At 66.3% G+C, this 25,081-nt stretch carries 16 protein-coding genes; 7 read left to right on the top strand and 9 right to left on the bottom strand.

What is annotated here, in order from left to right:
- Positions 1 to 42 precede the first annotated feature (42 nt).
- The 6 genes from ACFY68_RS10060 to nikA all read right to left on the bottom strand — a co-directional run bounded on the left by ACFY68_RS10060 (position 43) and on the right by nikA (position 13,709).
- Positions 43 to 8,676 (bottom strand): GH36-type glycosyl hydrolase domain-containing protein, encoded by an 8,634-nt coding sequence (locus ACFY68_RS10060; protein ID WP_387526310.1) that lies wholly within the window; start codon positions 8,674 to 8,676, stop codon positions 43 to 45.
- 96 nt (positions 8,677 to 8,772) lie between these two features.
- Positions 8,773 to 9,585, bottom strand: coding sequence for a nickel import ATP-binding protein NikE (gene nikE / locus ACFY68_RS10055; RefSeq protein WP_387526307.1), 813 nt, complete (start codon positions 9,583 to 9,585; stop codon positions 8,773 to 8,775).
- Positions 9,582 to 10,352 (bottom strand): nickel import ATP-binding protein NikD, encoded by a 771-nt coding sequence (nikD, locus tag ACFY68_RS10050; RefSeq protein ID WP_387526304.1) that lies wholly within the window; start codon positions 10,350 to 10,352, stop codon positions 9,582 to 9,584. The genes nikE and nikD overlap by 4 nt, the downstream gene beginning before the upstream one ends.
- A complete protein-coding gene (gene nikC, locus ACFY68_RS10045; protein ID WP_387526301.1) occupies positions 10,353 to 11,198 on the bottom strand; it encodes a nickel ABC transporter permease subunit NikC in 846 nt (281 codons plus the stop codon).
- Positions 11,195 to 12,136, bottom strand: coding sequence for a nickel ABC transporter permease subunit NikB (gene nikB / locus ACFY68_RS10040; RefSeq protein WP_387526298.1), 942 nt, complete (start codon positions 12,134 to 12,136; stop codon positions 11,195 to 11,197). Before nikB ends, nikC begins: the two co-directional genes overlap by 4 nt.
- Before the next feature lies 1 nt (position 12,137).
- Positions 12,138 to 13,709, bottom strand: coding sequence for a nickel ABC transporter substrate-binding protein (nikA, locus tag ACFY68_RS10035; protein WP_387526295.1), 1,572 nt, complete (start codon positions 13,707 to 13,709; stop codon positions 12,138 to 12,140).
- 227 nt (positions 13,710 to 13,936) lie between these two features.
- On the opposite strand from nikA, the gene ACFY68_RS10030 reads away from it, so the two are divergent.
- Both ACFY68_RS10030 and ACFY68_RS10025 read left to right on the top strand, forming a co-directional pair.
- Entirely contained in the window at positions 13,937 to 14,461 is a 525-nt protein-coding gene (locus ACFY68_RS10030) for a cupin domain-containing protein (protein ID WP_387526292.1), read from the top strand.
- Positions 14,462 to 14,582: 121 nt separating this feature from the next.
- Positions 14,583 to 14,927, top strand: a complete 345-nt coding sequence (locus ACFY68_RS10025; RefSeq protein ID WP_387526289.1) for a hypothetical protein — start codon at positions 14,583 to 14,585, stop codon at positions 14,925 to 14,927.
- A gap of 4 nt (positions 14,928 to 14,931) precedes the next feature.
- On the opposite strand, the gene ACFY68_RS10020 is transcribed toward ACFY68_RS10025, so the two are convergent.
- Together ACFY68_RS10020 and ACFY68_RS10015 are read right to left on the bottom strand one after the other, a co-directional pair.
- Positions 14,932 to 16,020: a polyamine ABC transporter substrate-binding protein gene (locus ACFY68_RS10020; RefSeq protein WP_387526286.1), complete on the bottom strand. Its 1,089-nt coding sequence runs from the start codon at positions 16,018 to 16,020 to the stop codon at positions 14,932 to 14,934.
- Positions 16,021 to 16,063: 43 nt separating this feature from the next.
- Positions 16,064 to 17,362, bottom strand: coding sequence for an NAD(P)/FAD-dependent oxidoreductase (locus ACFY68_RS10015; protein ID WP_387526502.1), 1,299 nt, complete (start codon positions 17,360 to 17,362; stop codon positions 16,064 to 16,066).
- A gap of 133 nt (positions 17,363 to 17,495) precedes the next feature.
- Here ACFY68_RS10015 and ACFY68_RS10010 point away from each other — a divergent pair, with 133 nt between their 5' ends.
- The gene (locus ACFY68_RS10010) at positions 17,496 to 18,410 is read left to right on the top strand and encodes a LysR substrate-binding domain-containing protein (RefSeq protein WP_387526284.1); all 915 of its coding nucleotides are present in this window, start codon (positions 17,496 to 17,498) and stop codon (positions 18,408 to 18,410) included.
- A 55-nt stretch (positions 18,411 to 18,465) separates the two neighbouring features.
- Here the strand turns inward: ACFY68_RS10010 and ACFY68_RS10005 are convergent, their stop codons facing one another.
- On the bottom strand, positions 18,466 to 20,211 hold the full coding sequence (locus ACFY68_RS10005) for an FAD-dependent oxidoreductase (RefSeq protein WP_387526281.1): 1,746 nt from the start codon (positions 20,209 to 20,211) through the stop codon (positions 18,466 to 18,468).
- Between the two features lie 183 nt (positions 20,212 to 20,394).
- On the opposite strand from ACFY68_RS10005, the gene ACFY68_RS10000 reads away from it, so the two are divergent.
- From ACFY68_RS10000 to ACFY68_RS09985, 4 genes are all read left to right on the top strand, one after another.
- Complete coding sequence (locus ACFY68_RS10000; RefSeq protein ID WP_387526278.1) at positions 20,395 to 21,171, top strand: IclR family transcriptional regulator; 777 nt, start codon at positions 20,395 to 20,397, stop codon at positions 21,169 to 21,171.
- A gap of 136 nt (positions 21,172 to 21,307) precedes the next feature.
- On the top strand, positions 21,308 to 22,360 hold the full coding sequence (locus tag ACFY68_RS09995) for a Gfo/Idh/MocA family protein (RefSeq protein ID WP_387526275.1): 1,053 nt from the start codon (positions 21,308 to 21,310) through the stop codon (positions 22,358 to 22,360).
- 33 nt (positions 22,361 to 22,393) lie between these two features.
- Complete coding sequence (locus tag ACFY68_RS09990; protein ID WP_387526272.1) at positions 22,394 to 23,209, top strand: sugar phosphate isomerase/epimerase family protein; 816 nt, start codon at positions 22,394 to 22,396, stop codon at positions 23,207 to 23,209.
- 283 nt (positions 23,210 to 23,492) lie between these two features.
- Positions 23,493 to 25,034: a gamma-glutamyltransferase family protein gene (locus ACFY68_RS09985; protein WP_387526269.1), complete on the top strand. Its 1,542-nt coding sequence runs from the start codon at positions 23,493 to 23,495 to the stop codon at positions 25,032 to 25,034.
- Positions 25,035 to 25,081 lie beyond the last annotated feature (47 nt).

Here is a 25,081-nt window from a genome sequence, read left to right as displayed (position 1 = left end):
CGCGGGCAGCTGTTGTGGCAACAAGCCTAGCCCAGGGGCGGCTCAGGCTGTGGGCAAGGGCGACGGTTGGCACTGGGCGATGACGTGGTGCTGGCCGCCATCATCCTGCAAGGGCAGCGTGGCCTGGTCGAGCAACTGGCCATCCAGGCTCAGGGTCAATTCGGTACTGGCACCGTTGCGCACTTCGATGCGGTAGAGGGTGCTGCCAAACCGATAGTGCAGGGTGTAGCCGGGCCAATGGGCCGGCAGCAGCGGCTGGATGCGCAAGCTGTCACCGCGGCGTTGCAGGCCCAGCAGGTGCTCCACGATAAACCGGTACATCCAGCCTGCGGAACCGGTGTACCAGCTCCAGCCGCCACGCCCGATGTGCGGTGCCAGGGCGTAGACATCGGCGGCCATCACATAGGGTTCGACCTTGTAGGTGTCGATCAGCTCATCACTGCCCTGGCGCACCGGGTTGATCAGGCGCAGCAGCTCCCACGCCTTCGCGGCATCGCCCAACTGCGCATAGGCCATGCCGGCCCAGATCGCCGCGTGCGTGTACTGCCCGCCGTTTTCGCGCACGCCCGGCAGGTAACCCTTGATGTAGCCAGGGTCCAGGCTGCCACGGTCGAAGGGCGGGTCGAGCAGTTTGACCACACCCAGGTCGCGGCGTACCAGGTGGTGTTCGAGCGCAGTCATGGCGGCGCGTGCGCGCTCGGGCGAAGCAACCCCGGAGAGTACCGCCCAGCTCTGGGTCAGCGAGTCGATCCGGCATTCCTGGTTGCTTGCCGACCCCAGCACCTGGCCATCGTCGAACCAGGCCCGGCAATACCAGTTACCGTCCCAGGCATGCCGTTCGAGGTTTTCCGCCAGGGCGGCGGCCTGCGTCGTGCAGTGCAGGGCAAAGCTGCTGTCGCCGTGGTGCAGGGCCACGCTGGCGAACGCGCGCAGCACTTCATGGCCGAAAAAGCCCAGCCACACGCTCTCACCACGGCCTTGCTCGCCGACGCGGTTCATGCCGTCATTCCAGTCGCCGCTGCCCATCAGCGGCAGGCCGTGAACGCCGCACTGCAGCCCGTGCTGGAGGGCGCGCTGGCAGTGCTGATACAGGCTTTCGACCAGGCTCGCGTGGGTGGGCAGGTCGTAATACGACTCTTCACCGGCATTCAGCGCACGCCCGGCCAGGTAGCCGACCGGTTCATCCAGTACCGTGTAATCGCCGGTGATCGCCACATAGCGGCTGGTCGCCAATGGCAGCCAGAGCATGTCGTCCGAACAGCGGGTACGCACGCCCCGTTGCATCGGAGGGTGCCACCAATGCTGCACATCACCTTCGACATATTGGTGCGCCGCACAGCTCAGCAGGTGCTGGCGCGCCACTGCCGGCGCTGCGTGGAGCATGGCCATGCTGTCCTGCAACTGGTCGCGGAAACCGAAGGCGCCACCCGACTGGTAAAAGCCGCTGCGTGCCCAGAAGCGGCAGGCAATCACCTGGTACATCAACCAGCCGTTGGCCAATACGTTCAGCGCAGGTTCTGGTGTTTCGATCTGTACGGTATCGAGGGTTTCGCGCCAGTAGCGCTGCACCTTGTCCAATTCGTCCATGGCTGTGCGAAGCCCGCGATACTGTTGCACGCAACGGCTGGCGGCCGTGGCATCGCACTCGGCGCCCAGGCGGAATACCACTTCCAGGCTGTCGCCAGGCGCTAGCAGCAGGCCTACCTGCAACGCCGCGCATGGGTCGAGCCCGCCGCCCATGCGCCCAGACAGCCGCGCCTGGCGCAGGCCGGCGGGCGACTGGTAATCACCGTTGCGCCCAAGGAATTCGCTGCGATCACAGGTAATGCCTTGCGACGGCAGGTCGCAATCAAGAAACGCCACATGCCCAGAAAACTCGATGTTGAACGCGTTACGGGCGAACAGCGCGCCACTGACCGGGTCGGCCTCGCTGACCACATGCAGCGCCGATTTGCTGCGCAGGTCACCCAGCACCCATTCCACGAAGCAGGTCACCGACAAGCGCCGCGCCCGCCCGGAGCGGTTGTGCAACTTGAGCCGGCTGAACTTGACCGGTGCATCCAGCGCCACGTGCACCCAGAGTTCGCTGTCCAGCTCGTCATCGGCATACTCGAATACGCTGTAGCCAAAGCCATGCCGGGTGCGATAGCGGCCGGGGCCGGGGCAGGGCTGCGGGGTAGGCGACCAACAGCGGCCGCTGTCCTCGTCACGCAGGTAGAAGGCTTCGCCGCCAGGGTCGGCAACTGGGTCGTTGTGCCAGGGCGTCAGGCGGTATTCGTGGGCGTTTTCGTACCAGCTGTAAGCACTGCCGGCTTCCGACACCACGCTGCCAAACCGCGGGTTGGCCAGTACGTTGACCCACGGCGCCGGTGGCGGCGCGCCGGGGCTATGGGTAATGACGTACTCGCGGCCATCGGCGTTGAAGCCGCCATAGCGGTTGGCGAGCTGCAGTGCAGGGGCAGCCGGCAGCGAGCGGCTGGTGGGCATGGGCCGGGCGTTGGCCAGTGTGGGCGTGAAGGCGGCAGGCGCCGCAGGAGGGCGGCGGTGATGCAGTTGCTCGGCCAGTGTGCCCTGGCTGTCGCTGAGCACCATCCGCGCCACCGACAGCGTCAGTACGCGGTCCTCTTCGGACAACTGCTGCGCCGGGCGCACGAAGATCCCACCGGGGCGGTCGAGTAGCGCGGCTTCGCTGCCAGAGGTGACAATGCCGACGATCATTTCCTGCAATTGCTGGCGGTAGCCGGCCTGGTCTTCGTTCCAGATCACCAGGTCCAGTGCCAGGCCTTTCTGCCGCCAATAGGCATGGGCCAGCACCATCTGCTTGACCAGCTCGATATTGGCGAGGTCGCCGATCTGCACCAGCACGATCGGCAGGTCCCCCGACAGCCCCTGGCCCCACAGGCCGGACTGGCTGCGCCGGTTGCTGGCCAGCAGCGCGGTGCTGGCGCGCATCAGCGCATTGGGGTAAATGATCGATGCCGCCATCTGTTCGAACAAGCGTGCATCGTTAAGCGACCCGTTGAGCTGGCGCAACAGCACCTGGCTGTGCGGCCAGGCCAGGTCGAACACCCGGTCGGCCAGGTGGCGGTCGCGGTATCTGGCGACCTGTTGCAGGCACGCGTCGCGGCTGTCGGCCACGCCGGTGGCCAGGTCGACCGTGGCGGCTTGGCCAGGCGCCAGGGTGATGCGGCAGCGGATCGCGACGATAGGGTCGAGCACCGGCCCGGCGCTGCCGGACAGCGCCTCGGTGTGCCGGTCCAGGGCTGCCGGGGCGCGCAGGGTGCGGCCGCGGCCGATGAAGCGGGCGCGGTCGGTTTCATAGGAAATGGCGTCGATATCCACACCATGCACCGCCAGCACATGGCACATCCAGGGCGTTGCATCGAGCAGCGAGCGCGGCCGCCGGGTACAGAGGATGGCCTGCAGCGGGCGGATCAGCTCGGTCTGCACGAACAGCTTGCTGAAGGCTGGGTGCAGCGCGTCGCTCAGCGCCGGCGCTAGCACCACTTCGGCGTAGCTGGTCAGCTCCAGCGTGCGGCGCTGGTCACCATGGTTGGTCAGGTGCAGGCGCCGCAGCTCGATGTCGTCCTCGGGCGAGACGGCAATCTCGGTATGGCAGTCGAAGTCCCGTTCGCGCACGCGAAACTCCGCCCGGCCATCGCTGAAGATCGCTTCCTGGTTGTGGCTGCGGTGTTGCGTCGGCTGGTAGGTGGTGGACCAATACGCACCGCTGGCGACGTCGCGCAGGTAGCAGAAGCTGCCCAGCTCGTCGTGCGTGGCGTCCTCGCGCCAACGGGTGACGGCCAGGTGGTTGTGGTGGCTGTAGCCACTGCCGACGTGGTTGACCATGACGTGGTAGTGGCCGTTGGAGAGTAACTGCACGGCGGGGTGGCGCCGGTTGGGCTCGGTAAATACGCGCAGCCGCGCTTCACCGCTGTCCCGTGCGCCGTCGACGGCCGGTGACTGCAGGGTATGCAGGTACGGGGCCGCGGTTTTCGGCACGCGTTCCTGAAGCAGCAGCATGCTGGCCTGGAACTGTGGGTCGCAGGCGAAGCGCCGTTGCATGGGCTGGTCCAGCAGCACTGCAGTGAGGGCCAGAAAACTCATGCCCTGGTGATGCGCCATGAACGAACGGATAACCACCGCCTCTTGCCTGGGCGGCAGCCGTGCTTCGCTGTAGTCCACGGCTTCGTACAGCCCGAAGCGGCCCGCCATACCGAGTGCGCTCAGGCGCTGCAGGTTGTGGCAGGCGGCGCTGGGCGCCACCATCAACGCCAGTGTGCTGGCGTAGGGCGCGACCACCCGCTCTTCGCCCAGGCCGCGCTTGAGGCCCAGCCCCGGCACGCCGAACGCCCGGTACTGGTAGTTGAAGTGGGTGTCCAGCGCGTTGTAGGCCGACTCCGAAACGCCCCACGGGATGCCCAGCAGGTGGCCATGCTCGATCTGCCGGCTGACGGCGGCCTGGCAGGTCTGGTCGAGCAAGGTGCCCTCGTAGTTGGGCATCACCAGCAGCGGCATCAGGTACTCGAACATCGAACCGGACCACGACAGCAGCACCGGCACGCCGGCATTGCTGGTCAGCAGCCGGCCCAACGCGAACCAGCTGGCCTGGGGTGCCTGGCCCTGGGCGATGAGGACGAAATTGGTCAGGCGCATTTCCGATGCCAGCAGGTCATAGAAGGACGCGTCCAGGCGATGCTCGTCGGCGTTGTAGCCGATGGCGAACAGGTCGCGGTCGTTGTCGTAGAGGAAGCTGAAGTCCATGTCGGCCAGGGCGGGGATGCGCGCCGCCAGCCGCTGCGCCTGGCCGATGCGCTGGAGGGCGAAGGTACGCACTTGCGTCACCGCGGCCTGGTCGGCGCTTGGCCACTGGCGTGGGTCCAGGTTTGCCAGTTGTTGCCAGCTCGGGGTGCCAGGCAACCCCGGATCATGACTGCCCGGTAGCTGCACAGCTTGCAGCTCGCTGGCCAGGTCCAGGCACTGCTCCAGCATCATCTGCAGCCAGAACCCGCACTCATCGGCCTGCGTGTCATCGGCAGCGGGCAGGGCGTACTTGCTCAACAGGCCTTGCAATTGCCCGGCAAGCAGCGCCATCAGTGCGGCTGGCGGCGGCTGCGCAAGCGCATGGGCTTGCGCGACCTCGCGGCGCAATGCCTGCAATTCTGCAACCTCGCGGCCTGCCTGGGCGAACGCCTCGAGCAGTATGTCGAGGGTATCCAGCAGCCCTTGGGTCACGCGCGGGTGCGGTACCGGGGTGTCGGCCATCGCCAGCAGCCCGGGCCTCAACGTCAGCAGCAGCGCGGCCAGGTTGCCGCTGTCTACCGAGGACACATACAGCGGCGGCAGTGGCTGGAGGGTGTGGGTGTCGTACCAGTTGTAAAAGTGCCCTTTGTAGCGCTCCAAGCCGTCCAGGCTGTCGAATATGTGGCCCAGGCGTTCGAACAGGCGACCGGCAGACAAATAGCCAAAGTCATGGGCTGCCAGGTGCGACAGCACGGCCATGCCGATGTTGGTGGGGGAAGTGCGATGGGCGATGCTGGGGAAAGGCGGCTCCTGCAGGTTGTCTGGCGGCAGCCAGTGGTCGGCGGGGCCGACATGGCGGTCGAAGAACGCCCAGTTGCGCCGCGCCAGCCGATGCAGAAAGCGCAGGTCGCCGGCCGAGGGGGCAAACTCGGTGCGCACCCGCGCGCGGCTGAGCCACCACGCCAGTGCCGGGCCGAGTAACCAAAGCGTGAGGATTGGCGAGGCCAGCAACAGGGTGCCTGGCTGCAGCGCCAATGCGCCGGTCAATGCCAGCGCCAAGGCAGGTTGCAGCCACTGCTCGCGGTACACCGCCTGCAGGGTATCGGCGCTGCTGCGTTCCTCTGTTTGCGAGGGGTTCCATTGCAGCAGGCGGCGTTTGCTCACGGCCAGCCGCCACAGGGTGCGGGCGATGGCCCCCAGGCTGTAGCTGGCTTCGAAAGGTAGCCAGGCCAGGAACAGCCCGGCTCGCACAAAGTAGATGCCCGAGGTTCGCAGGGCTGCAAGCAGGTGCTCGGCCAGCAGCACGTCAGTGGTCTTGTGCAGCAACTCCAACAGCGCATCCAGCAACGGGCGCACCAGTAGCAACCCCAGCAGCGCCAACGTCCACAACAGGGGCGAGGCGCTGGCCAGCCAGCCCCACAGCAAGACCGTCAGCAGGGCTGCGGGCTCCAGGCTGCGGCGCAGGTTGTCGAAGATCTTCCAGCGCGACAGGGCACTCAGCGGGTTCTGGTCGCCACTGCGCTGGCGTAGCAACAGCCACGGCAGCAATTGCCAGTCACCGCGGATCCAGCGGTGACGCCGTTTGGCATCGGCGCTGTAGCGCGCCGGGTAACCTTCGAACAACTGCACGTCGCTGAGCAGGCCGGAGTGCGCATAGCAGCCCTCGATCAGGTCATGGCTGAGTATTCGGTTGTCGGCAAAGCGCCCCTCCAGGGCCTGCTCGAAGGCATCCACCGCGTAAATGCCCTTGCCGATGAACGAGCCGCTGAGGAACAGGTCCTGATACACGTCCGAAACCGCCTGGGTGTAAGGGTCGACCCCCGCATCGGCAGCGAACAGGCGCGCATAGGCCGAGCGCGAAACACTGGGCAGGCTGATGCCCACCCGCGGTTGCAATATCGCGTAGCCCGAGCGCATGCGGCCGGTTTGGGGGTCGAAACGCGGGCGGTTGAGCGGGTGTTGCATGGTGCCGACAAATTTCTGCGCCGTGTCGCGCGGTAGCAGGGTGTCGGTGTCCAGGGTGATGACATAGCGCACATCGCCCAGTGTGTGCACATCGCCAACGGTAAGCATGAAGCAATCGGCACCGTGCCCGCGCAGCAGGGCGTTGAGCTCGGCGAGCTTGCCGCGCTTGCGTTCACGGCCCATCCAGCAGCGTTCGGTGGCGTTCCACACCCTAGGCCGATGCATCAGAAAAAACCGCGCGCAGCCCGGGTTCGGATACTTGCCATTGAGGGCCTGGATGCCGTCGCTGGCAAGGTCGAGCAGGGCCTGGTCGCCTGGGCAGGTCTGTTGCTGGGCGTCGACGAAATCACTCAGCAGCGCAAAATGCAGGTGCGCGTCACGGTTGGCCAGAAAGCGCACTTCAAGGCCTTCGACAAGCGCCTCCACATCACCGGCACTGCCCAGCATGCAGGGCACGGCCACCAGCGTGCGCGCGTCGGCCGGGATGCCCAGGGTGTAATCCAGGCGTGGCAGGAACGACGGCTTGACGGTCAGGGTGACCAGCCAGTTCACCAGGCCAACGGCCAGGCGGCTGGTTGCAAGCAGCAGGGGGATGGCCATGAGCGCCGCAACCCAGGCCGGCCAGCCCTCGCCGACAATCGTGTCGAGAAAGCCCCAGGCCAGCAGGCCTGACAGCAGCACCACCGGCACCAGGTAGAACGCCAGCGGCGCCCGGTGCAACAGGCGTTGCCAACGGTCGGCCAGCGCAAGCCGTGCACCAAGCTGGCGTTCCAGCGCCGGCAGGCCCTCGCCGGCCAGGTAGTAGCCGACATGCCTGGCCTGGTCATCTGCCCCGGCGCCTGCGGCCTGGGCAAGCGCGATGGCCGCATGTGCGACCTGTACTTCGCCAAATGCGCTATGCCGCGCCAGGCGTTCGACAATGTGCCGGTAGTGGTCGCGGCTGGCAAAGTCCATGGCCGGGTAGACGGCGGCCGGGTCCTGGCTGAGCACCTGTTCCACATGGCTCAGGTGCTCGACGAACAGCCGCCAGTCGATGGTCGACAGCAGGCGCAGGCTGCCGATGCTGTTGCTGATGGACAACTGGTCGACGGCCTGCTGTTGCGCATCGAGTTGCACACTGCGCTCGATGCTCAGCGCCGACTCGCCAAGCATTTGCTCGATCCACGCCAGCGGTTGGGTCAGGGTGCTGCCGTGGCCCTGCAGGCGCCTGGCCAGTTCGGCGACGAAGGCCGGGGTCATCGGCGGGGCCGAGCGGGCCATGTCGGCCACCACCAGCACCACGCTCTTGGCATCGCGTTCGGCGGTTTCGCTGAGCTTGTCGGCCCAGCCATTGGCCAGGTCGCGGTCTGCCCAGTTAGCCATTACCCGGGCCGCCACCCGGCGCAGGTTTTCGATCAGCGCCAGGCGCAGCATGATGGGGATCGCCCACAGCTCGCCCAGGGTCAGCGGGGCAGTGTGCTGATAGGCTTCGACAAAGCGGCTGAGGCTGTCGCCATCGACCCGGCCATCACCGTGGGAGATGGTTTCCAGCGCGATGTCATAGACCCGCGGCAGGCCGCTGGAGGGGCCGTTGTCCAGGCGCGGCAGCTGCAGGCTGTAATCGGACGGCAGATGGCGCTTGGCGATGCGGATATGGGTTTCGACCAGGTAAAAGTTGTCGAGCAACCATTGCGCGGCCGGCAATGCCGGGCGTGCCCCGGGCAGGCTGGCGGCCAGGGCAGAACAGCTGGTGTAGAGCATGCGCTCGTTATCGGCCAGGCGATCGAGCAGCGAGTCGTCGGCAGGCAGTTGGCTCAAGCGGTGCTGGCTGGCCAGCCAGATGCCGTGGTCGGCCAACTGCTGGGCGCTGTAGAGCTCCGAGCGCAGCAGGCTCTCGTAGGTGAACCTGTGCCGCGGCGTGCGCCAGCGCCGGGCACGGCTGGCCAGGCGTTGGAGGTAGGCGAGGGGGCGAAGCCAAGGGGCGTCCATGGTGTCGGGGTTACCGCGAGCTGGCCGGTCAGACCCTCAGTCTGCACGGCCGGCGCGAGGCCGGTCTGTTCGGTAGCGAACAGACAGGAGCGGGTGTCAGCCGGTGCGCAGGTTTGCCGCCTCCGGCTTGAATGGCCGTGCCGGCAGCATGGCGGCTTGCAGCTGCTTGCCCAGTTCATGATCGAAGCACAGGTTACCGTCCACCGGGCGGTCCTCGACGATACGCCCAGCGTCCAGCAGCAGCACCCGCTGGCAAAAGTAACGCACCAGGCTCAGGTCATGGGTGATCAGCACGAACGCGGTACCGCTTTCGCGGCGCAGGGCTTCCAGCCGCTGCAGCAGCTGCAACTGCAGCACCCGGTCGAGGTTCGACAGGGCCTCGTCGAGCACCACCAGCTGGGGCGAAAGCGCCAGCGCCCGGGCGATATTGGCGCGTTGCAGCTGCCCGCCACTGAGCTGGTGGGGCAGGCGCTGGACATGTTCCTCACCTAAGCCCATTTGCTGCAGCAGGGTCAGCACACGCTGTTCACGCGCTGCGCTGTCGAGGTCACTGAGGTGGCGCAGCGGCTCGGCGATGCTCCAGCCGATGCTGCGCTGCGGGTTGAACGCGCCGGGGGCATCCTGAAACACCAGCTGCACGGCGCTTTGGAAGGCGTGCGCCTGGCGCCCGCGCAAGCGGCTGACATCCTGGCCGGCGAAAGTCACCTGGCCGTGGGCGGGTGTTTCCAGCCCCAGGAGCAACCTTGCAAGGGTGCTCTTGCCACTGCCGCTGCTGCCAAGCAGCCCGACCGACTCGCCAGCCTTGAACTCAAGCTGGATGCCGTCGAGCACCTGCAGCCAGCCCCGCCTGGCCAGCAGCCCTCCAGTGCGGTAGCCGTGGCCGATGTTATTGACGTGCAGCAGGGTCATGGCGTGCTCCCGGCAAGGGTCTGGTGGGCGTCGAGCAGGGTGCGGGAAGCCGCACTGGCCGGGCGCTCGAACAGGCCATGGACCGTTTGCCGCTCGACGATGCGGCCGGCGTCCATCACCGCAACGTGATCAGCGCAGCGGGCGACCACGCCCATGTCGTGAGTGACCAGCAGCACCCCCAGCCCATGCTGCTGCACCAGCGCCATCAACAGGTCGAGAAACCGTGCCTGGCTCAAGGCGTCAAGGTCACTGGTGGGCTCGTCTGCCAGCAAGAACGGGGTTTGCGCCATCAGCGCCAAGGCGATCATCATGCGCTGGAGCATGCCGCCGCTCAGCTGAAAGGCGAAGGCCTGCAGCACCCGCTCGCGGTCCTCAAGGCCAACGGCTTCCAGGCACTGCGCCATGCGCGCGCGGGCAGCTGCGCCGGCGATACCGCGCAGCTTCAAGGTTTCCTGGGCATGGCTGGCCATGTTGCGCACGGGGTTGAATGCGCTGCGCGGGTTTTGCAGGACCAGGCTGGCGACCCGGCCGCGAACCTGTGCTGCCGGCAACGCTTGGCCATCAAGCCGCAACTGGCCGTGGGTGCGGGTCAGGCCTGCTGGCAGCAGGTCGAGCGAGCCCAGGCAGGTGAGGGATTTGCCTGAGCCGCTGCTGCCGACCAACGCGCAGACTTGGCCGCGGCGCAGTTGCAGATCGACGTCCTCGACCAGCACGCCCGCCCGCCCTTCAATACGCAAGCCCTGCAGCTCAAGTGTCGAATGCTCCATTCAGTGCACCTCCCGGGTAGGGTCCAGGCGGTCGCGCAGCGCATCGCCCAGCAGGTTGAAGGCCATCACCGAGAAAAAGATCATCAACCCGGGCAACAGCAACAGTTGCGGGTGGGTCCAGATGAATTCCTTGGCATCGTTGATCATCACCCCCCACTCGGCGGCAGGCGGGGTAACACCTAGGCCGAGGAAGGACAGGCCTGAGACGTGCAGCATCATGTGCCCGATATCCATGGTCGCCAGCACCAGCAAAGGGCCGGCGATGTTCGGCAGCACGTGCTGGCGCAACCGCGCCCAGCGTGAAGCACCGGCCAGGCGCGATGCCAGCAGGTATTCGCGGCCGCGTTGGGCAATGACCATGCCGCGGACCATGCGCGCATACCAGGCCCAGTGCGACAGGGCGATGGCGATGACCACATTGCTCAGGCCGGTGCCCAGCAGGGTGACGAAGAAAAACGCCAGCACCAGGGTGGGGAAGGTCATGAACATGTCGCACAGGCGCATCAGCAGCAGGTCGACCTTGCCGCCCAGAAAGCCGGACACGCCGCCCACCAGCAGGCCGAGCAACAGCACCAGGGCCAGGGTCAGCATCACACTGCCCAGCGACAGCTGGGTACCGACGATCAACCGCGAAAGCAGGTCGCGGCCCAAGTGATCGGTGCCTAGCCAGTGGCTGCTGTCAGGGGGCAGCAAACGCTGGCCGAGGTCGACCAGGTCTGGGTCATGCGGGGCGAGCCATTGGCCGAAAACGGCCAGCAGGGCCAGCAGGCTGACCAGCACCAGCCCGATCATCAGGCTGTTTTGACCGGCCAACGCCGGGCGGCGGAGCAGGGCCACGACACTCATGCGCTGACCCCTTCCAGGCGGCTGCGTGGGTCGAGCCAGGCATAGCACATGTCCACCACCAGGTTGCAGACCATCAGCAAGCCGGTGAGCAGCAGGGTGAAACACTGCATCACCGGGAAATCCCGGTTGAGCACCGCCGACACGGCAAAGCGCCCCACGCCGGGCCAGGCGAAGATGGTTTCGATCACCAGTGCGCCACCGATCAATTCGCCGATGTGCATGCCCGTGGCGGTGACCAAGGGCAGCCAGGCGTTGCGCAGTACATGGCTGCCCCAGACCTGGCGCGCCGGCAGGCCGCGTGCGCGGGCATAGGTGACATGGCGCTGGCCGCTGGCCTCCAGCAGGCTGGCGCGCAGCAGGCGGGCATTGATGGACATTGACATCAGCGCGATCGCCAGCACCGGCATCACCAGGTGCCCGGCGCCGCCACGCCCCAGTGGCGGCAGCCAGCCGAGCCACAGCGAGAACAGCGCAATCAGCAGAAACGCCAGCCAGAAGTTGGGCATCGACACGCCGAGGAACGTTACCGCCCGGACCGCGTGATCGGGCCAGCGCCCTTGCCAACGCGCCGCCACAAGCCCTAATGGGATCGACAGCAGCAGCGTGCAGGCCAGGGCCAGACCGCCCAGCTGCAAGGTGGCGGGCAGGTAGTAGAGCAGGTCGTCGAACACCGGCCGGCCGGTCAGGTAGGAGGTGCCAAAGTCCAGCTGCAGGGCCTTCCACAGCCAGCTCAGGTATTGCGCATAAAGAGGCCGATCCAGGCCCAGGGCATGGCGTACTTCGGCGATGGCGGCGTCGGTGGGTGGGATGTGCGACAGGCGCAGGTAGTCCAACGCCGGGTCTGTGCTGCCCAGGTGCAGCAGCACGAACACCAGCAACGACACGCCGAGCATCACCGGCACCAGCAGCACCAGCCGCAAGAGGATATAGCGCAGCATGTCAGTGCTCCTGTTGCGGCGTCATGGTTTCGAACGGCACGTCGAACAGCGTGCTGCCGAATTGAACGTGGGCCACCGAACCACGCCGCACGCTGATGGCAGTGAGGTAGGAAATGGGCAAGTACACCGCCTGCTGGTGCAGGGTGGTGAGGATGAAACGGTATTGTTCAGCGCGTTGCTGCTCGTTGGTGCTGGCCAGCACCTGGCCGATGCGCTGGTCGAGTTGGTCCTTGATCGGCAGGCCACGTTGCGCCATGTAGTCGGCATGCCCGGCATAGCGCATGGAGCTGACGAAGGAGTGTGGGTCGTAGGGCGCGCCCCAGGTATCGGCGAAGATCATGCCGAAGTCGCCGTCACGCTGGCGGCGCACCAGCGCGCCTTCTTCCACGGCGCGCAGCTCGATGTGCATGCCGGCCTTGGCCAGCTCACCTTGCAGCACCTCGGCCAGGCTCTTCTGCAGAGCGCTGGTGCCGAGGAACACCAGCTCGATCGACAGCGGCTCGCCACCCTTGCTGCGCACCGTAGTGCCCGGCGCCAGGCGCCAGCCGGCGGCGTCGAGTTCGCGGGCGGCGAGGGCCGGGTCGTAGGCGTAGGGCTCAAGGCCCAGGTCGGCATAGGGCATGTTGGGGGCGAACAGCGTGTCGGCGCGGGGCTCCAGGCCATAGAGGATCTTGTCGATGATCGCCTGCTTGTTCACCGCCTGGTTGATCGCCTGGCGCACCACAAGGTCGCGGGTGGCGCCACGGCCGGTGTTCATGGCCACACTGCGGGTAGCCAGCGGCGCCGAGAGCGCGGTGGCGAAACCTTGGTCGCGCAGGCGCACGAAGGTGCTGGCGGTGATCTCGCCTGCTGCGCCCTGAATCAGCTGCAGTTCCCCGGTTTGCAGGGCCAGGGCGCGGCTGTTGGGGTCGGGGATGACCTTGACCAGCACCTCGCCGTAGGCCGGTGTCGGGCCCCAGTACAGAGGGTTGCGGGCAAAGCGGTCGTATTCGCCCAGGCGTGAGTCGACACGCACCCACGGCCCGGTACCGGCAGGTTCACCCGGCTTGGCCTGCGGCGACCCGAACCGCAGCGGGCGCACTTGCGCAAGCTCCATCAGGGTCGGGTAGTAGGGGTGTTTGAGCACCAGGCGCAAGGTGAGCCGGTCGGGGGCCTCGACGTGGTCGAGGGTGGTGACCAGTTCCATCCAGCGGTGGCGCTGGCTGTTGGCCAGGACGGCGTCCAGGTTGGCTTTGGCGGCCGCTGCATCGAACGCTGTGCCGTCACTGAAACGCACCCCGTCGCGCAGGGTGAAGGTGTAGACCTTGCCATCGTCGGACACCTGCCAGGCCGTCGCCAGCCAGGGCTCGATGGTGCCGGATGCGCTGTAGCGTACAAGCGGCTCATACACCATCGCCTGGGCGTACATCTGGTTGGGCGCGTAGCCACGCGGGGCCAGCGGGCCTGCATTGACCGGCCAGGAGTACACCAGCGTCGGTGCGTTCTGGGTTGCATCTTCAGCGTTGGCAAAGGTGCTTGCGGCAAGCAGGAGGAGGCCCCACAGGGCACGCTTTCGATTACCTGGTTGCTGCATCACACGGGGCCCCTCAATTCAACGGAGGCGGTAGGCTAAAGAGGCTCGTGGGTGATGTCCATGTAAAATCATCCGGCTGGAAGTTACAAAATGCGACAGATGCCCTGGCGCTTCACAAGTGCTCGACGCTGACCTCGATAGCCGCCACTTGCGCCTTGGTCGACCGGCAGGAACCTCTTCAATCGCACACGGTTCACAGGGGAATCACTCACTTTCAGGGGCTGATCATGCCTGGCGACGACGCGACCGACCTTTCAAAAACACTTGCGCAAAGCCTGCGCTTTGATGACGACGGAGCAACGCCGAACAGCCAACTGCCGGTGTTGCTGTACCGGCTGACGTTCGACCCTGCAGCCGACAAGGCCGCGCTGTTCGAGGCGATGTTTGCTGAACATCGCTGGACGCCACTGTGGCGCGACGGGATTTTCGACTATCACCACTTCCACCCCAACGCCCACGAAGCCCTTGGCATCGCCCGCGGGCAGGCCAGGGTGACCTTGGGCGGCGAGGCGGGCCAGACGTTGACGGTCAAGGCGGGCGACGTGCTGGTCTTGCCGGCAGGCACTGGCCACCGTTGCGTGGAGCACAGCAGTGATTTTCTGGTAGTCGGCGCCTACCCGCAGGGGCAGGAAAATTACGCCATCCAGCGGCCCGACTCACGCTTGCACAGCCAGGCGCTGGCACGAATCGCCGAGGTGGCGGTGCCTGAACACGACCCGGTGACGGGGCAGCAGCTGCCTGGCTGGCACTGATTGATAGCCCCTTGCCAGTTGTCTGATTCAGTTCGATTTTTCAACCTGCAGGGTTGCAGCCCTACCGCCGTCGGCTAGCTTTTTAACCTACGGTATAAGACTAAAGTCGTAGGAGGGCGGCATGCGGATTCGCGGTGATCTGTTCTGGGCCTGGGCTGACCCGATGCTTCATCATCGGACTCACGACGAAACATTGAGTGACGGCACGTTCATCGACGTGCAGGTGAGGCTGTCGCGCACGGGCAACACGCAAATGTTCATTGGCGTCTATGCGGCGGGCGGCATGGCGTTGCACGAAGAGGTGTTCGACTCCAGGCCCGGCGAGTCGATGACGCGCGCCATGGCCTGGGGCGTTGGGCGGGCTCGGCGGATTGCGCTGGATGGGCCTGGCGCAGTCGGCGCCAGGCCCGCTGCAAGGTCGTCCGCACAGGCTGACGCACAAGCCCGCCCTCCAACCGGTGGGTGAGCTGTCACCTGCCGGTGGTAACCCGCGTCCACAACCGGGTACTCAAGCGCATGCCCGTCGGCGATAGCGTCTGGATCGGGAACAGCGTGTCGAGCACCGCCTGCGGTGGGTACACCGCAGGGTTGTCGCGCAGGGCCGGGTCCACGTACGGCAGCGAGGCCGCATTGCCGTTGGGGTATTTCACCGCATTGCTGATATGTGCCATGACTTGGGGCTGGAGCAGGTAGTTGAGGTAGGCGTAGGCGGCGTCCAGGTGCGGCGCGGCTTTTGGAATTACCACCATATCCACCGCCACCGTAGACCCTTCGCGGGGGATGCTGTAGCCCAGGTGTACACCATTGTTGGCCTGTTGCGCGCTGGTCATCGCCTGCAGCACATCGCCGCTGAAGCCGATGGCCACACAGATATTGCCGTTGGCCAGGTCGCTGACGTATTTGGACTGGTGGAAGTAGCTGATCGACGGGCGAATGCTCAGCAGCGCCGCCTCGGCTTTTTTCAGGTCTTCAGGCTTTTGGCTGTGCGGGTCCAGGCCGAGCACCTTGAGGGTGATCGGGATGATCTGCGTCGGGTTGTCGAGTAAGGCCACGCCGCAGGCGCTGAGCTTGTGGATGTTTTCCGGGTTGAACAGCATCTGCCAGGACTCGGTCACTGCAGTGTCGCCGAAAATCGCCTTGATCTTGTCGATGTTGTAGCCGATGCCCGTGGTCACCCACATGTACGGGATCGCGTAGCGGTTGCCCGGGTCGCTGGTTTGCAGCAGCTGCATCAGCTTGGGGTCGAGGTTGTTCCAATTGGGCAGCTTGCTGCGGTCCAGTTCCTGAATGGCGCCGGCCTTGATCAGCCGGGGCAGGAAGTGGTTTGACGGGCTGACCAGGTCATAGCCGCTGCCACCGGTCATCAGCTTGGCTTCGGTGGTCTCGTTGCTGTCGATCAGGTCGTAGGTGGTCTGGATGCCGGTGTTGCGGGTGAACGTGGTCAGCGTGTCATCGGCGATATAGCCGCTCCAGTTGGCGATGTTCACCGAGTCGGCGGCCTGCGCCGCCAGGCTGAACAGCGCCGTGCCGAGCACGGCCATGCAGGTGCGTTTCATCATCTTGCCCTCTGTTGTTGTAAGTGTGTGCAAGGGTTCGGCCGCGTCAACGTTCCCGCTTGGCGCGGCGCACTTCCCAGGCCATGCGCAGGGACGCGCCGATGTCGAAGAATGGCCGGGGCGGCAGGTAGCCTGGGTGGGCCTGGCCGAGAACGTCAGTGAGCAGCGCTGAGGTGTCGCCTGCCGCCATCTCCACCAACAGCCGGCCCCACAAGGTGCCGCGCGCCACGCCGGAACCGTTGCAGCCGGCCACCGCGTGCAGGCCCTCATCGATACGGGCGAAGCAAGGTTCGCCCGAGCGCGTGCCGCTCAGGTGGCCCGTCCAGGTGTATTCAAGGTCTTCAGCTTTCAGGCCCGGGAAGCGCTTTTGCAGCCCGTGAACGTGCGCGTGCTGGCGCTGTTGCAGTTGTGCAGGGCTGAGATCGCGCTGGCGGTATTCCACGGTGTTGCGGATCAGCAGGCGTCGGCCCGGCAACAGGCGCAAGGTAGCGCCGCCCGGCAGGGTCGACAGCACGCCCCAGGTACGCTCGCCGAACTGGCTTTTCCAGTGCGCTTCGGTCAGCGGGCGGGTGATGCTGGCGCTCAGTTCCAGCGCGAAGGTGCCGCTGTGGTGCACGCCGAGCCTGGGCAAAAACGCCCCAACGCAGGCCAGCACCTGCCCGGCGATGACCTGGCCGGTGACAGTGCGCGCTTGCCAGCGGTTGCCGGCCCGACGCAGGTCCAGCACCGCGCTGTGCTCGAAGGCTTCCACGGCCCCGGGCAAACCCTCGGCCAGGCCTTTCACATACTTTGCCGGTTGCAGCAGCGCGTTGCCGCCCGCGCAATGGATGGCGCGGCTATAGAAGCTGCTGCCCAGGCGTTGCTGCAACGCGTCACCTTCCAGGTAGGCCGCGCTGGCGCCCACGGCTTCGAGGGTACGGAGCACGGCATCGGTCTGCTGCAGGTGCGCAGGCTGATGCACGGCGAAGTGACAGCCCTTGGCTTCGTACTCGCAGTCGATGGCCAGTGCGTCGAGGCGTTGGCGAAGCTCTTGCCCGGCTGCAACGCCAATGCGTGAGGCCACCTGGTAGCCCGCAAAGCCGGGGTTGCCCAGCAGCTCGCCAGGGGCGGGCAGTTCGTGGCTGACGGCAAAGCCCGAATTGCGCGCCGACGCACCTTGGGCGATGCGTTGCCGGTCGAGCAGGATGATGCGCTGGCCAGGGAATCGCCCGGCCAGAGTATGCGCCGCAGCAAGGCCGGTAATGCCGGCGCCGATGATCAGCCAATCGCAGGCATGCTGGCCCTCAAGGCGCGGGTAAGGGGCGGCCTCGCCGGCCAGTGCTATCCATCCGCAACGGTTGTCGATCGCCATCAGCTGCTCCACAATCAATGCGCACGGTTTATCGGTATGAATGGGGAGTGCGCTCTCAAGCCTTAATCTACGAGGCCTGGAGGCGTGTTTCTAACGCTAATATTTCATTCAGCTATTCTCAAAACGCATGGACAAGACGTTCCGCATACCTTCGCTGCAAGCCCTGCAGGCGCTCATTCACGTCGCTGACAGCAGCAGCTTCACGGAGGCCGCCAGGCAGTTGCACCTGACGCAAAGTGCAATCAGCCGGCAGATTCAGCAGCTGGAGGAGCACTACGGCGTGGCGCTGTTCGACCGCACCAGCCGCAAGGTGGCGCTGACCGAACAGGGCCGCGATGTGTATGCGGTGGCAAGCACCGCCCTGGGCGACCTGCGCGCCCTTGCTCAACGCCTGTCCCCGGCCGCCCAGGACCGCCCGTTCCGCATTCGCATTTTCGTCTCGCTGGCGGTTCGCTGGTTGCTGCCGCGCTTGAGCAGCTTCTATGCGCTGAACCCGGCGTTGTGCCTGTCGATCGAGACGGTCAGCGGGGAGGTGGTAGAAACCAGCGGCGATTGCGATGCCTATGTGCTGTACCTGCGTGACGGCCTCGATGAGCGCCCGTTGACGGTGCTGTTCGACGAATACCTGGTGCCGGTTTGCGCGCCGCGCCTGGGCGCTGGCCAGCCACCACCGGGTTCGCTGCAGGCGTTGGGCAAGCATGCGCTGATCCATGGCTCGACCGGGCGCCATGAGTGGAACCTGTGGCTGCAGGCGCACCAGGACCCGCCCGAGCGGGCCTACAAACACCTGATGTTCAACCTTGACGACCTGGCACTGGATGCCGCCGCCCGAGGCTTGGGAGTGGCCATGACCGACCAGGTGCTGGCGCACGATGCGCTGGCCCGCGGCGACCTCGTCGTACCGTTCGGCGAGCCGCTGAAGACCGGCGCGGTCTACGCCCTGTGGTTGCGTGACAGTGGCGTGGCGCACCCGGCCTGCACGGCGGTGCTGCACTGGTTTGAAGAACAGTTGGAGCAGACCCGGCCTGTGCGCAGCCGCTGACAACGACTGCGCGATAACCATTGCAGGCCGCCCCGTTCTACCCGCTGACGCTGAGCTATACGGTTGAGTTGTTCAGGGCAGTGCTGGTTGCTTCATCCGCCCGGTGGCCGGCGATGTGCCGGCCGGCCACGTAGCCGAAGGTCAGCGCCGGGCCTAGGTTGATCCCCCCGGACGGGTACCAGCCGCCGAACACGCTGGCCATGTCGGTGCCTGCCGCATACAGGCCGGCGATGGGCTGGCCGTGGCTGTCCAGCACGCGCGCATGGCCGTCGGTGCGCAGGCCGGCGAAGGTGCCGAAGCAGCCGGGCTGTACCTTCACCGCATAGAACGGCCCGTGCTCGATCGGCGCGACGCAGGGGTTGGGGCCCTTGTGCTGTGGGTCGCCCTGCTTGCGGTTGAACGGCGTCGAGCCGCGGCCGAATGCAGGGTCCTGGCCGAGGCGTGCATGGTGGTTGTAGTCAGCGACCGTGGCGCTCAGGCCGGCAGGGTCGATGCCGCAGGCCTTGGCCAGCTGTTCCAGGCTGCTCCCACGCTTGAGGTAACCGCTGCGCAGGTGTGGCCAGGCCGGCAGCGGGGCCGGGCGGGCGTGGCCGAGGCCGTAGCGGCGCAGAAAACGGTGGTCGCAGATTAGCCACGAGCAGGCCTCTTCGCCCTCCGGTACTGCCTTGAGCATGGCCGAAACATAATCGTAGTAGCCGTGCGCCTCGTTGACGAAGCGCTTGCCGCTGGCCAGCACGCCGATGATGCCGGGCTTGCCGCGCTCGATGATGTGCGGGAAGTGGCCGACGCTGCCGTCGCGGTGCGGCACCTTGGACACCGGTGCCCAGGCCACGGGCGATTTCAGGTCGGTGGCGACAACACCGCCGGCCGCTTCGCCCAGGCGCAGGCCGTCGCCCGAACACGACAGTGGCGGCAGGGCCAGGTTGTCATGGCCACTGGCGTCACGGGGGAACAATTGCCGACGGCGGGCGGGGTCGTTGGGGAAACCACCGGCAGCCAGCACCACGGCCTTGGCCCTGACGCTCACATCGCCTTGCGCCGTGCCGATGACGGCGCCGCGCACCTGGCCGCCCTCCATCAGCAGGCGCTTGGCTGGCGCCGATTCGACCAGCTTGACGCCCAGGTCTTCGGCGGACCTGGCCAGGCGTGCCACCAGCGCCACGCCGTTGACCAGGTGCATGGCCCGGCCATGGCGGGCGAGGTGGTACAGGTGGCGGCCAAAGCGCTTGCACACATGCAGCAAAGCGCGCGGCGAGCGGGTCATGTTGAGGAAGGCGGCCAGGTCGGCGCCGGCCATGATCGGCATGCCCATGAACGAGGTTTCGCGCAACGTCTTGCGCAGGCGTGGCAACAGCGCGCCGAGTTCTCGCGCATCGTAAGGGGCAGCGATGACCTGATGGCCGCCCGTTGCAGCGCCGGGCGTGTCGCCATGCATGTCGGGGATGGCGTTGCCATCGACGAACTGCAGCGCAGTGTGCTGCTCGAAAAACGCGACCATGTGCGGGCAGGCCTCCAGGAACGCCTTGACCCGTTTTTCGTCAAAGTGTGTGCCCAGTTCATTGCGCAGGTAGGTGAGCGGTTGCTCGATGTCTTCGACGATGCCGGCCCGCTGCGCCAGCGGGTTGCGCGGCACCCACGCCCAGCCACCGGACCAGGCGGTGGCGCCGCCGAACACCGGGTCTTTCTCCACCAGGGTAACCCGCAGCCCATGCCAGGCGGCCGTCACTGCGGCGGCCAGCCCGGCGGCGCCGGAGCCTATGACCAGTACGTCGCATTCGGCTTGCAAGCTGTCGGTGGGCATCGTGGCGTCTCCAGTATTATTATTGGAACAAGGTTCCACATTCTTCGTGGTTGCCCGATCGCGATGCAAGCCACGCCGACAAGTACTGGTCGATAACCGGACACTTCCACTCGGCCCGGCTGCGATCACCCGCGATGCTATGGAATCATCTTCCACAATCCGCCACATATTAGGGTCCTAACCATGGCCGGTAGTCAGATCGAGCGCGCCTTCAGTCTTGTAGAGAGCCTTGCCGCCGAGCCCCAAGGGCTCGGGCTGCAAACACTGGCCGAGCGCCTGGAGATACCCAAGAGCGCGGCCCATCGCATGCTTACCGAGCTGGTCCGGCTGGGTTACGTGCGCCAGAACCGCGACACCAGCCGTTATCAGTTGTCCGCCAAACTGGTGGCGCTGGGCTTTCGCTACCTGTCCAGCAGCGGTGCCGACATCATCCAGCCGATCCTCGACCGGCTGGCCCAGGACAGTGGCGAGCTGGTGCGCCTTGGCGTGATCGACGGTGGCCGGCAAACCTGGATCGCCAAATCCCAGGGCGCCCGTTCCGGCCTGCGTTACGACCCCGACATGGGCCGCGATGCACCGCTGTTCTACACCGCCTCCGGCCATGCCTGGCTGGCCAGCCTGAGTGATGACGAGGCGCTGCAGAGGGTCTTGCGCCAGGGCATCGCCGACCCGGAACAGTTTGGCCCGAACGCGCCGCGCTCCCCTGAAGACCTGCTCGCCTACTTGTCCAGCGCCCGTGAGCGCGGTTATGCCTGGGTCGAGCAAACCTCGGCAGTCGGCACCTCGGCATTGGCCGCCGTGGTGCGCAGGCCGCAAGGTAATGACGTGATCGGCGTGCTGAGCATCGCCGGCCCCAGCGCACGCCTTTCGCCGGCACGCCTGCCAGACTTGGCCCCGCTGTTGTTGGCCGCAGCGCAAGAGCTGTCGGCTGCCAGCCAGGCAAGCGAACTGTTCGCCTGAAATTAGCGGTCGATAACCGCACACTCTGCGTTCAGTGTCCTAGTACAAAGCGGACCGCAGTTCTAAATTGTCGATGGCTTAATGTGGAACACAGTTCCGGAATAGCTAAAAACAACAAAGACAAGAGGACTGCCCGTTGAACGCACCCCTTCGTATCGCCCTGGTTGGCGCCGGCATCATGGGCCGCCAGCATTATCAGCACCTCTGCCGGGTCCCGGAGGCGCAGTTGTGCGCAGTTGCCGACCCTGGCCCGCAAGCCGAAGCTTTTGCCAGTGAATGCGGCGTGCCGTATTACGCCGACCACCGGCAGATGCTGGCGCAGGTTCGGCCCGAGGCGGTAATCGTCGCCAACCCGAACAATCTGCATGTGGCCACGGCGCTGGACTGCGTCGAGGCCGGTGTGCCGGTGCTGGTGGAAAAGCCGGTCGGGGTGCAGCTGGATGAAGTCCGCGCGCTGGTCGAGGCATCGCGGCGCCGTGGCGTGCCGGTGCTGGTCGGCCATCACCGCCGGCACAACCCGCTGATCGCCAGCGCGCGCGGGATGATCGCCGATGGCGCCCTGGGCCGGCTGATCAACGTCACTGCGCTGTGGCAGCTGCAAAAGCCCGACAGCTATTTCGATACACCTTGGCGCCGCGAGCCGGGCGCGGGTTTTTTGCTGACCAACCTGATCCACGACCTGGACTTGCTGCGCTACCTGTGTGGCGAGGTAGTGCGGGTGCAAGCGTTCACCCGCAACGACGTGCGCGGTTTCGCCAACGAGGACGGTGCGGCTGTGCTGCTGGAATTCGCCAACGGCGCACTGGGCAGCCTGACCGGCTCCGATGCGGTGGCGGCGCCGTGGAGCTGGGAGCTGAGCTCGGGTGAAAGCCCGATCTATCCGCGCCAGGCAGACCAGCCGTGCTACTTGCTGGCCGGCACCCGGGGCGCGCTGAGCATTCCGCAGCTCAAGCACTGGCAATACGCCGAGGCCAACTCGGGGTGGCACACGCCGCTGTTGCAGGGCGAGGCGGGCATCCCGGCCGGCGCGGCGTTGACCTTGCAGCTGCAGCACTTCGTGCGTGTCGCCCGGGGTGAAGAGGCGCCGCTCACCGATGCCGCCGACGCTGGCCGCACCCTTGCGCTGATCGAAGCGATCCGCCAGGCCGCCGCCAGCGGCCGTGCTAGCGCCCCCGAACTCATTGCCTGACGCGTAAACCCGACCCTTCCTCAGGAAACAACCATGACCGACCGTATCTTTTCCCTGGCCGCCTTGACGGTACTCGAGCTGTCCCCACCCGCAATGATCGAAGCGGCCGCCCGCGCCGGCTATAGCCATGTGGGCCTGCGCCTGGTCCCGGCCACCCTCGAAGAACAGCACTTCCCGCTGGCGACCGACCCCGAGCTGCGCCGGCAGACCCAGGCGCGGCTGCGTGACACCGGCATCAAGGTGCTCGACCTGGAAATCCTGCGCCTGAAACCCGACACCCGCGTTGCCGATTTCGAACCGATCCTGGCAGTGGGCGCTGAACTGGGTGGCACTGAACTACTGGTGGCGGGTAACGACCCCAGCGAAGCACGCCTCACCGAGCGCTTCGCCGAACTGTGCGACCTGGCGGCTGACTACGGCATTCACCCGCATCTGGAGTTCATGCCCTGGACGGATGTGCCTGACTTGCACCAGGCCATGCGTGTCGTGGGCAACGCAGGCCGCCCGAATGGATGTGTGTTGGTGGACGCTTTCCATTTCAACCGCTCGCAATCGTCGCTGGACGACTTGGCGCGGCTGGCGCCGCAGCGCATGCGCTATGCGCAGCTGTGTGACGTTGCCGGCCCGGTGCCTGCCGATATGGATGAAATCCTGCGCCAGGCCCGCAATGAGCGGCGCTTCCCGGGGGAGGGGGATGCCGACCTGCTTGGGCTGTTGCGCCAGTTGCCGGCGACCGTGCCCTTGAGCCTGGAGATACCCACCCGACAGCTGCTGGAGCAGGGGGTGAGTGGCGAACAGCGGGCGCGGATGGCGCTGGAGAAGGCCAGAGCTGTACTTGCGCTGGTTTGAGTAACTGGAGCAGCTCGCGGCCCATCGCCCCACTCCTGCGGGAGCGCGGGGGTCGGGCACTGCGGGGCCCGGTGTAGGAGCTGGCTTGCCGGCGATGGGCTGCGCAGCAGCCCCCTATCAGCCCTGCAAAGCGCCCAACCCAACGTATAGCAACAGTCAATGGTGCTGCTTTGCAGCCCATCACGGGCAAGCCCGCGCCTACAGGCCACGGTAATTACCCTGCGTCGCCGCCACTGGGAACGATCTTTGCTGATTGCTAGCAATATCCACAAAGGAGCTAGCAATGAACAACCCTCTGACTGCCCACTCCCGCGGCGGCGTGCTGTGCACCCCACACCCCTTGGCAAGCGCGGCAGGCCTGGAAGTGCTAGACGGCGGCGGTACCGCCATCGACGCGATGCTCGCTGCCAGCGCGGTGCTGGCGGCGGTCTACCCGCACATGACCGGCCTTGGCGGCGATGCACTGTGGTTGGTCCACGACGACCAGGTACGCACCATCATCGGGATCGGCCAGGCGGGCAGGCGCCTGCCGGAAGCGGGTGCGGTCAGCCTGCGCGGCCCCGCCTCGGTGGCGACCACGGCCGGGGCCATGGCCAGTTGGGAGAGGGCCAAGGTGCTCAGTGAGCAGTGGGGCTCGCGGTTGAACTGGGCCGACCTGCTCAGCGGTGCCGCAGTGTTGGCCCGTGATGGCGTGGCGGTGTCGCCATCGCAGCTGTTCTGGCAGGCACAGCGCGCCAGCCTCATTGAAACCCTGCCCAGCCTGCAGCCCTTGTGCACGCGCGCGGGTGGCCGCTTGCGCCAACCCGCCCTGGCCAACAGCCTGGAGCAACTGGCACGGCGCGGGCCGGGGGACTTCTACCACGGCGAACTGGCTGAGGCCTTTGGCGTGGCGTTCGATGCCCTGGGCTGCGGCCTGACCACCGACGACCTGGGCGCCACAAATGCCCATCTGGCAGCGCCGATCTCGGTGCGTTACCGCAATGGCCGGCTGTACAACGTCGCGCCGCCCACGCAGGGGCTTTACACACTGCGCGCCATGGCGGCACTGCAAACCCTGGACTTGGGTGCAAACGGCTCGCCGCGCTATTACCACCTGTTGGTCGAGGCGATCAAGCAGGGCCTGCTGCAACGCAACCAGCAACTGCACGACCCGCTCGCCAGTGGCTGGGCCTTCGAAAACGCCCTTGCCCAGCCCACCGCCATGCTCGATCAGCAGCAGGCGACCCCCTGGGCCGAACCCGGACAACCCGCCGACACCGTGTGGATGGCCGCCACTGACCGCGCAGGGCGCAGCGCCTGCCTGATCCAGAGCCTGTTCCACGACTTTGGCTCCGGCTGCATCCTCGGCGACACCGGCATCCTCTGGCACAATCGCGCGGCAGGCTTCAATCCGCAACCGGGGCACTGCAATGCCTGGGCACCTGGCAAGCGGCCGGCGCATACCCTCAACCCCTCGGCGTACCTGGCCGACGATGGGCGGCGCTGGTTCTTCGGCACCCAGGGTGGCGATGGCCAGCCGCAGACGCAGATGGTGCTTGCCACCCAACTGATCGACTACCAGCAGTGCGCCGAAGCGGCATTGCGAGCACCGCGCTTTTTGCTGGGCCGAAGCTTCTTCGACAGCACCGACAACCTCAAGCTCGAAGCCGATGTCGGCGCATCGGTGCTGGAAGGGTTGGCAGAACGTGGCCATGCCCTTGAGACCACGCCCGCGCTCAACCCGTTGATGGGCCTGGCCGGGGTGATCGCCATCGATGCTGACGGCAACCGCAGCGCCGCCTACGACCCTCGCAGCCAGGGCAGTGCCCTCGGCCAGCAGGCCTGAAACGCACGATTGCCGCGGCGGATGGGCCGGCGGATAATGCCGGCCGA

The sequence above is a fragment of the Pseudomonas sp. NPDC012596 genome, assembly GCF_042902325.1.
In the GTDB taxonomy this organism is placed as follows: domain Bacteria; phylum Pseudomonadota; class Gammaproteobacteria; order Pseudomonadales; family Pseudomonadaceae; genus Aquipseudomonas.
Note: the sequence above shows the minus strand (reverse complement) of the source record. Positions and strands in the feature narration are given on the sequence as shown.

Bases quoted from the DNA above. Each gene is read 5' to 3' on its own strand.
- ACFY68_RS10000 (WP_387526278.1), top strand. From the start codon at position 20,395: ATGGCCGGTAGTCAGATCGAGCGCGCCTTCAGTCTTGTAGAGAGCCTT.
- nikB (WP_387526298.1), bottom strand. From the start codon at position 12,136: ATGCTGCGCTATATCCTCTTGCGGCTGGTGCTGCTGGTGCCGGTGATG.
- ACFY68_RS09990 (WP_387526272.1), top strand. From the start codon at position 22,394: ATGACCGACCGTATCTTTTCCCTGGCCGCCTTGACGGTACTCGAGCTG.
- nikA (WP_387526295.1), bottom strand. From the start codon at position 13,709: ATGCAGCAACCAGGTAATCGAAAGCGTGCCCTGTGGGGCCTCCTCCTG.
- ACFY68_RS10005 (WP_387526281.1), bottom strand. From the start codon at position 20,211: ATGCCCACCGACAGCTTGCAAGCCGAATGCGACGTACTGGTCATAGGC.
- ACFY68_RS10010 (WP_387526284.1), top strand. From the start codon at position 17,496: ATGGACAAGACGTTCCGCATACCTTCGCTGCAAGCCCTGCAGGCGCTC.
- nikD (WP_387526304.1), bottom strand. From the start codon at position 10,352: ATGGAGCATTCGACACTTGAGCTGCAGGGCTTGCGTATTGAAGGGCGG.
- ACFY68_RS10020 (WP_387526286.1), bottom strand. From the start codon at position 16,020: ATGATGAAACGCACCTGCATGGCCGTGCTCGGCACGGCGCTGTTCAGC.
- ACFY68_RS10025 (WP_387526289.1), top strand. From the start codon at position 14,583: ATGCGGATTCGCGGTGATCTGTTCTGGGCCTGGGCTGACCCGATGCTT.
- ACFY68_RS09985 (WP_387526269.1), top strand. From the start codon at position 23,493: ATGAACAACCCTCTGACTGCCCACTCCCGCGGCGGCGTGCTGTGCACC.
- ACFY68_RS10060 (WP_387526310.1), bottom strand. From the start codon at position 8,676: ATGGACGCCCCTTGGCTTCGCCCCCTCGCCTACCTCCAACGCCTGGCC.
- nikE (WP_387526307.1), bottom strand. From the start codon at position 9,585: ATGACCCTGCTGCACGTCAATAACATCGGCCACGGCTACCGCACTGGA.
- nikC (WP_387526301.1), bottom strand. From the start codon at position 11,198: ATGAGTGTCGTGGCCCTGCTCCGCCGCCCGGCGTTGGCCGGTCAAAAC.
- ACFY68_RS10030 (WP_387526292.1), top strand. From the start codon at position 13,937: ATGCCTGGCGACGACGCGACCGACCTTTCAAAAACACTTGCGCAAAGC.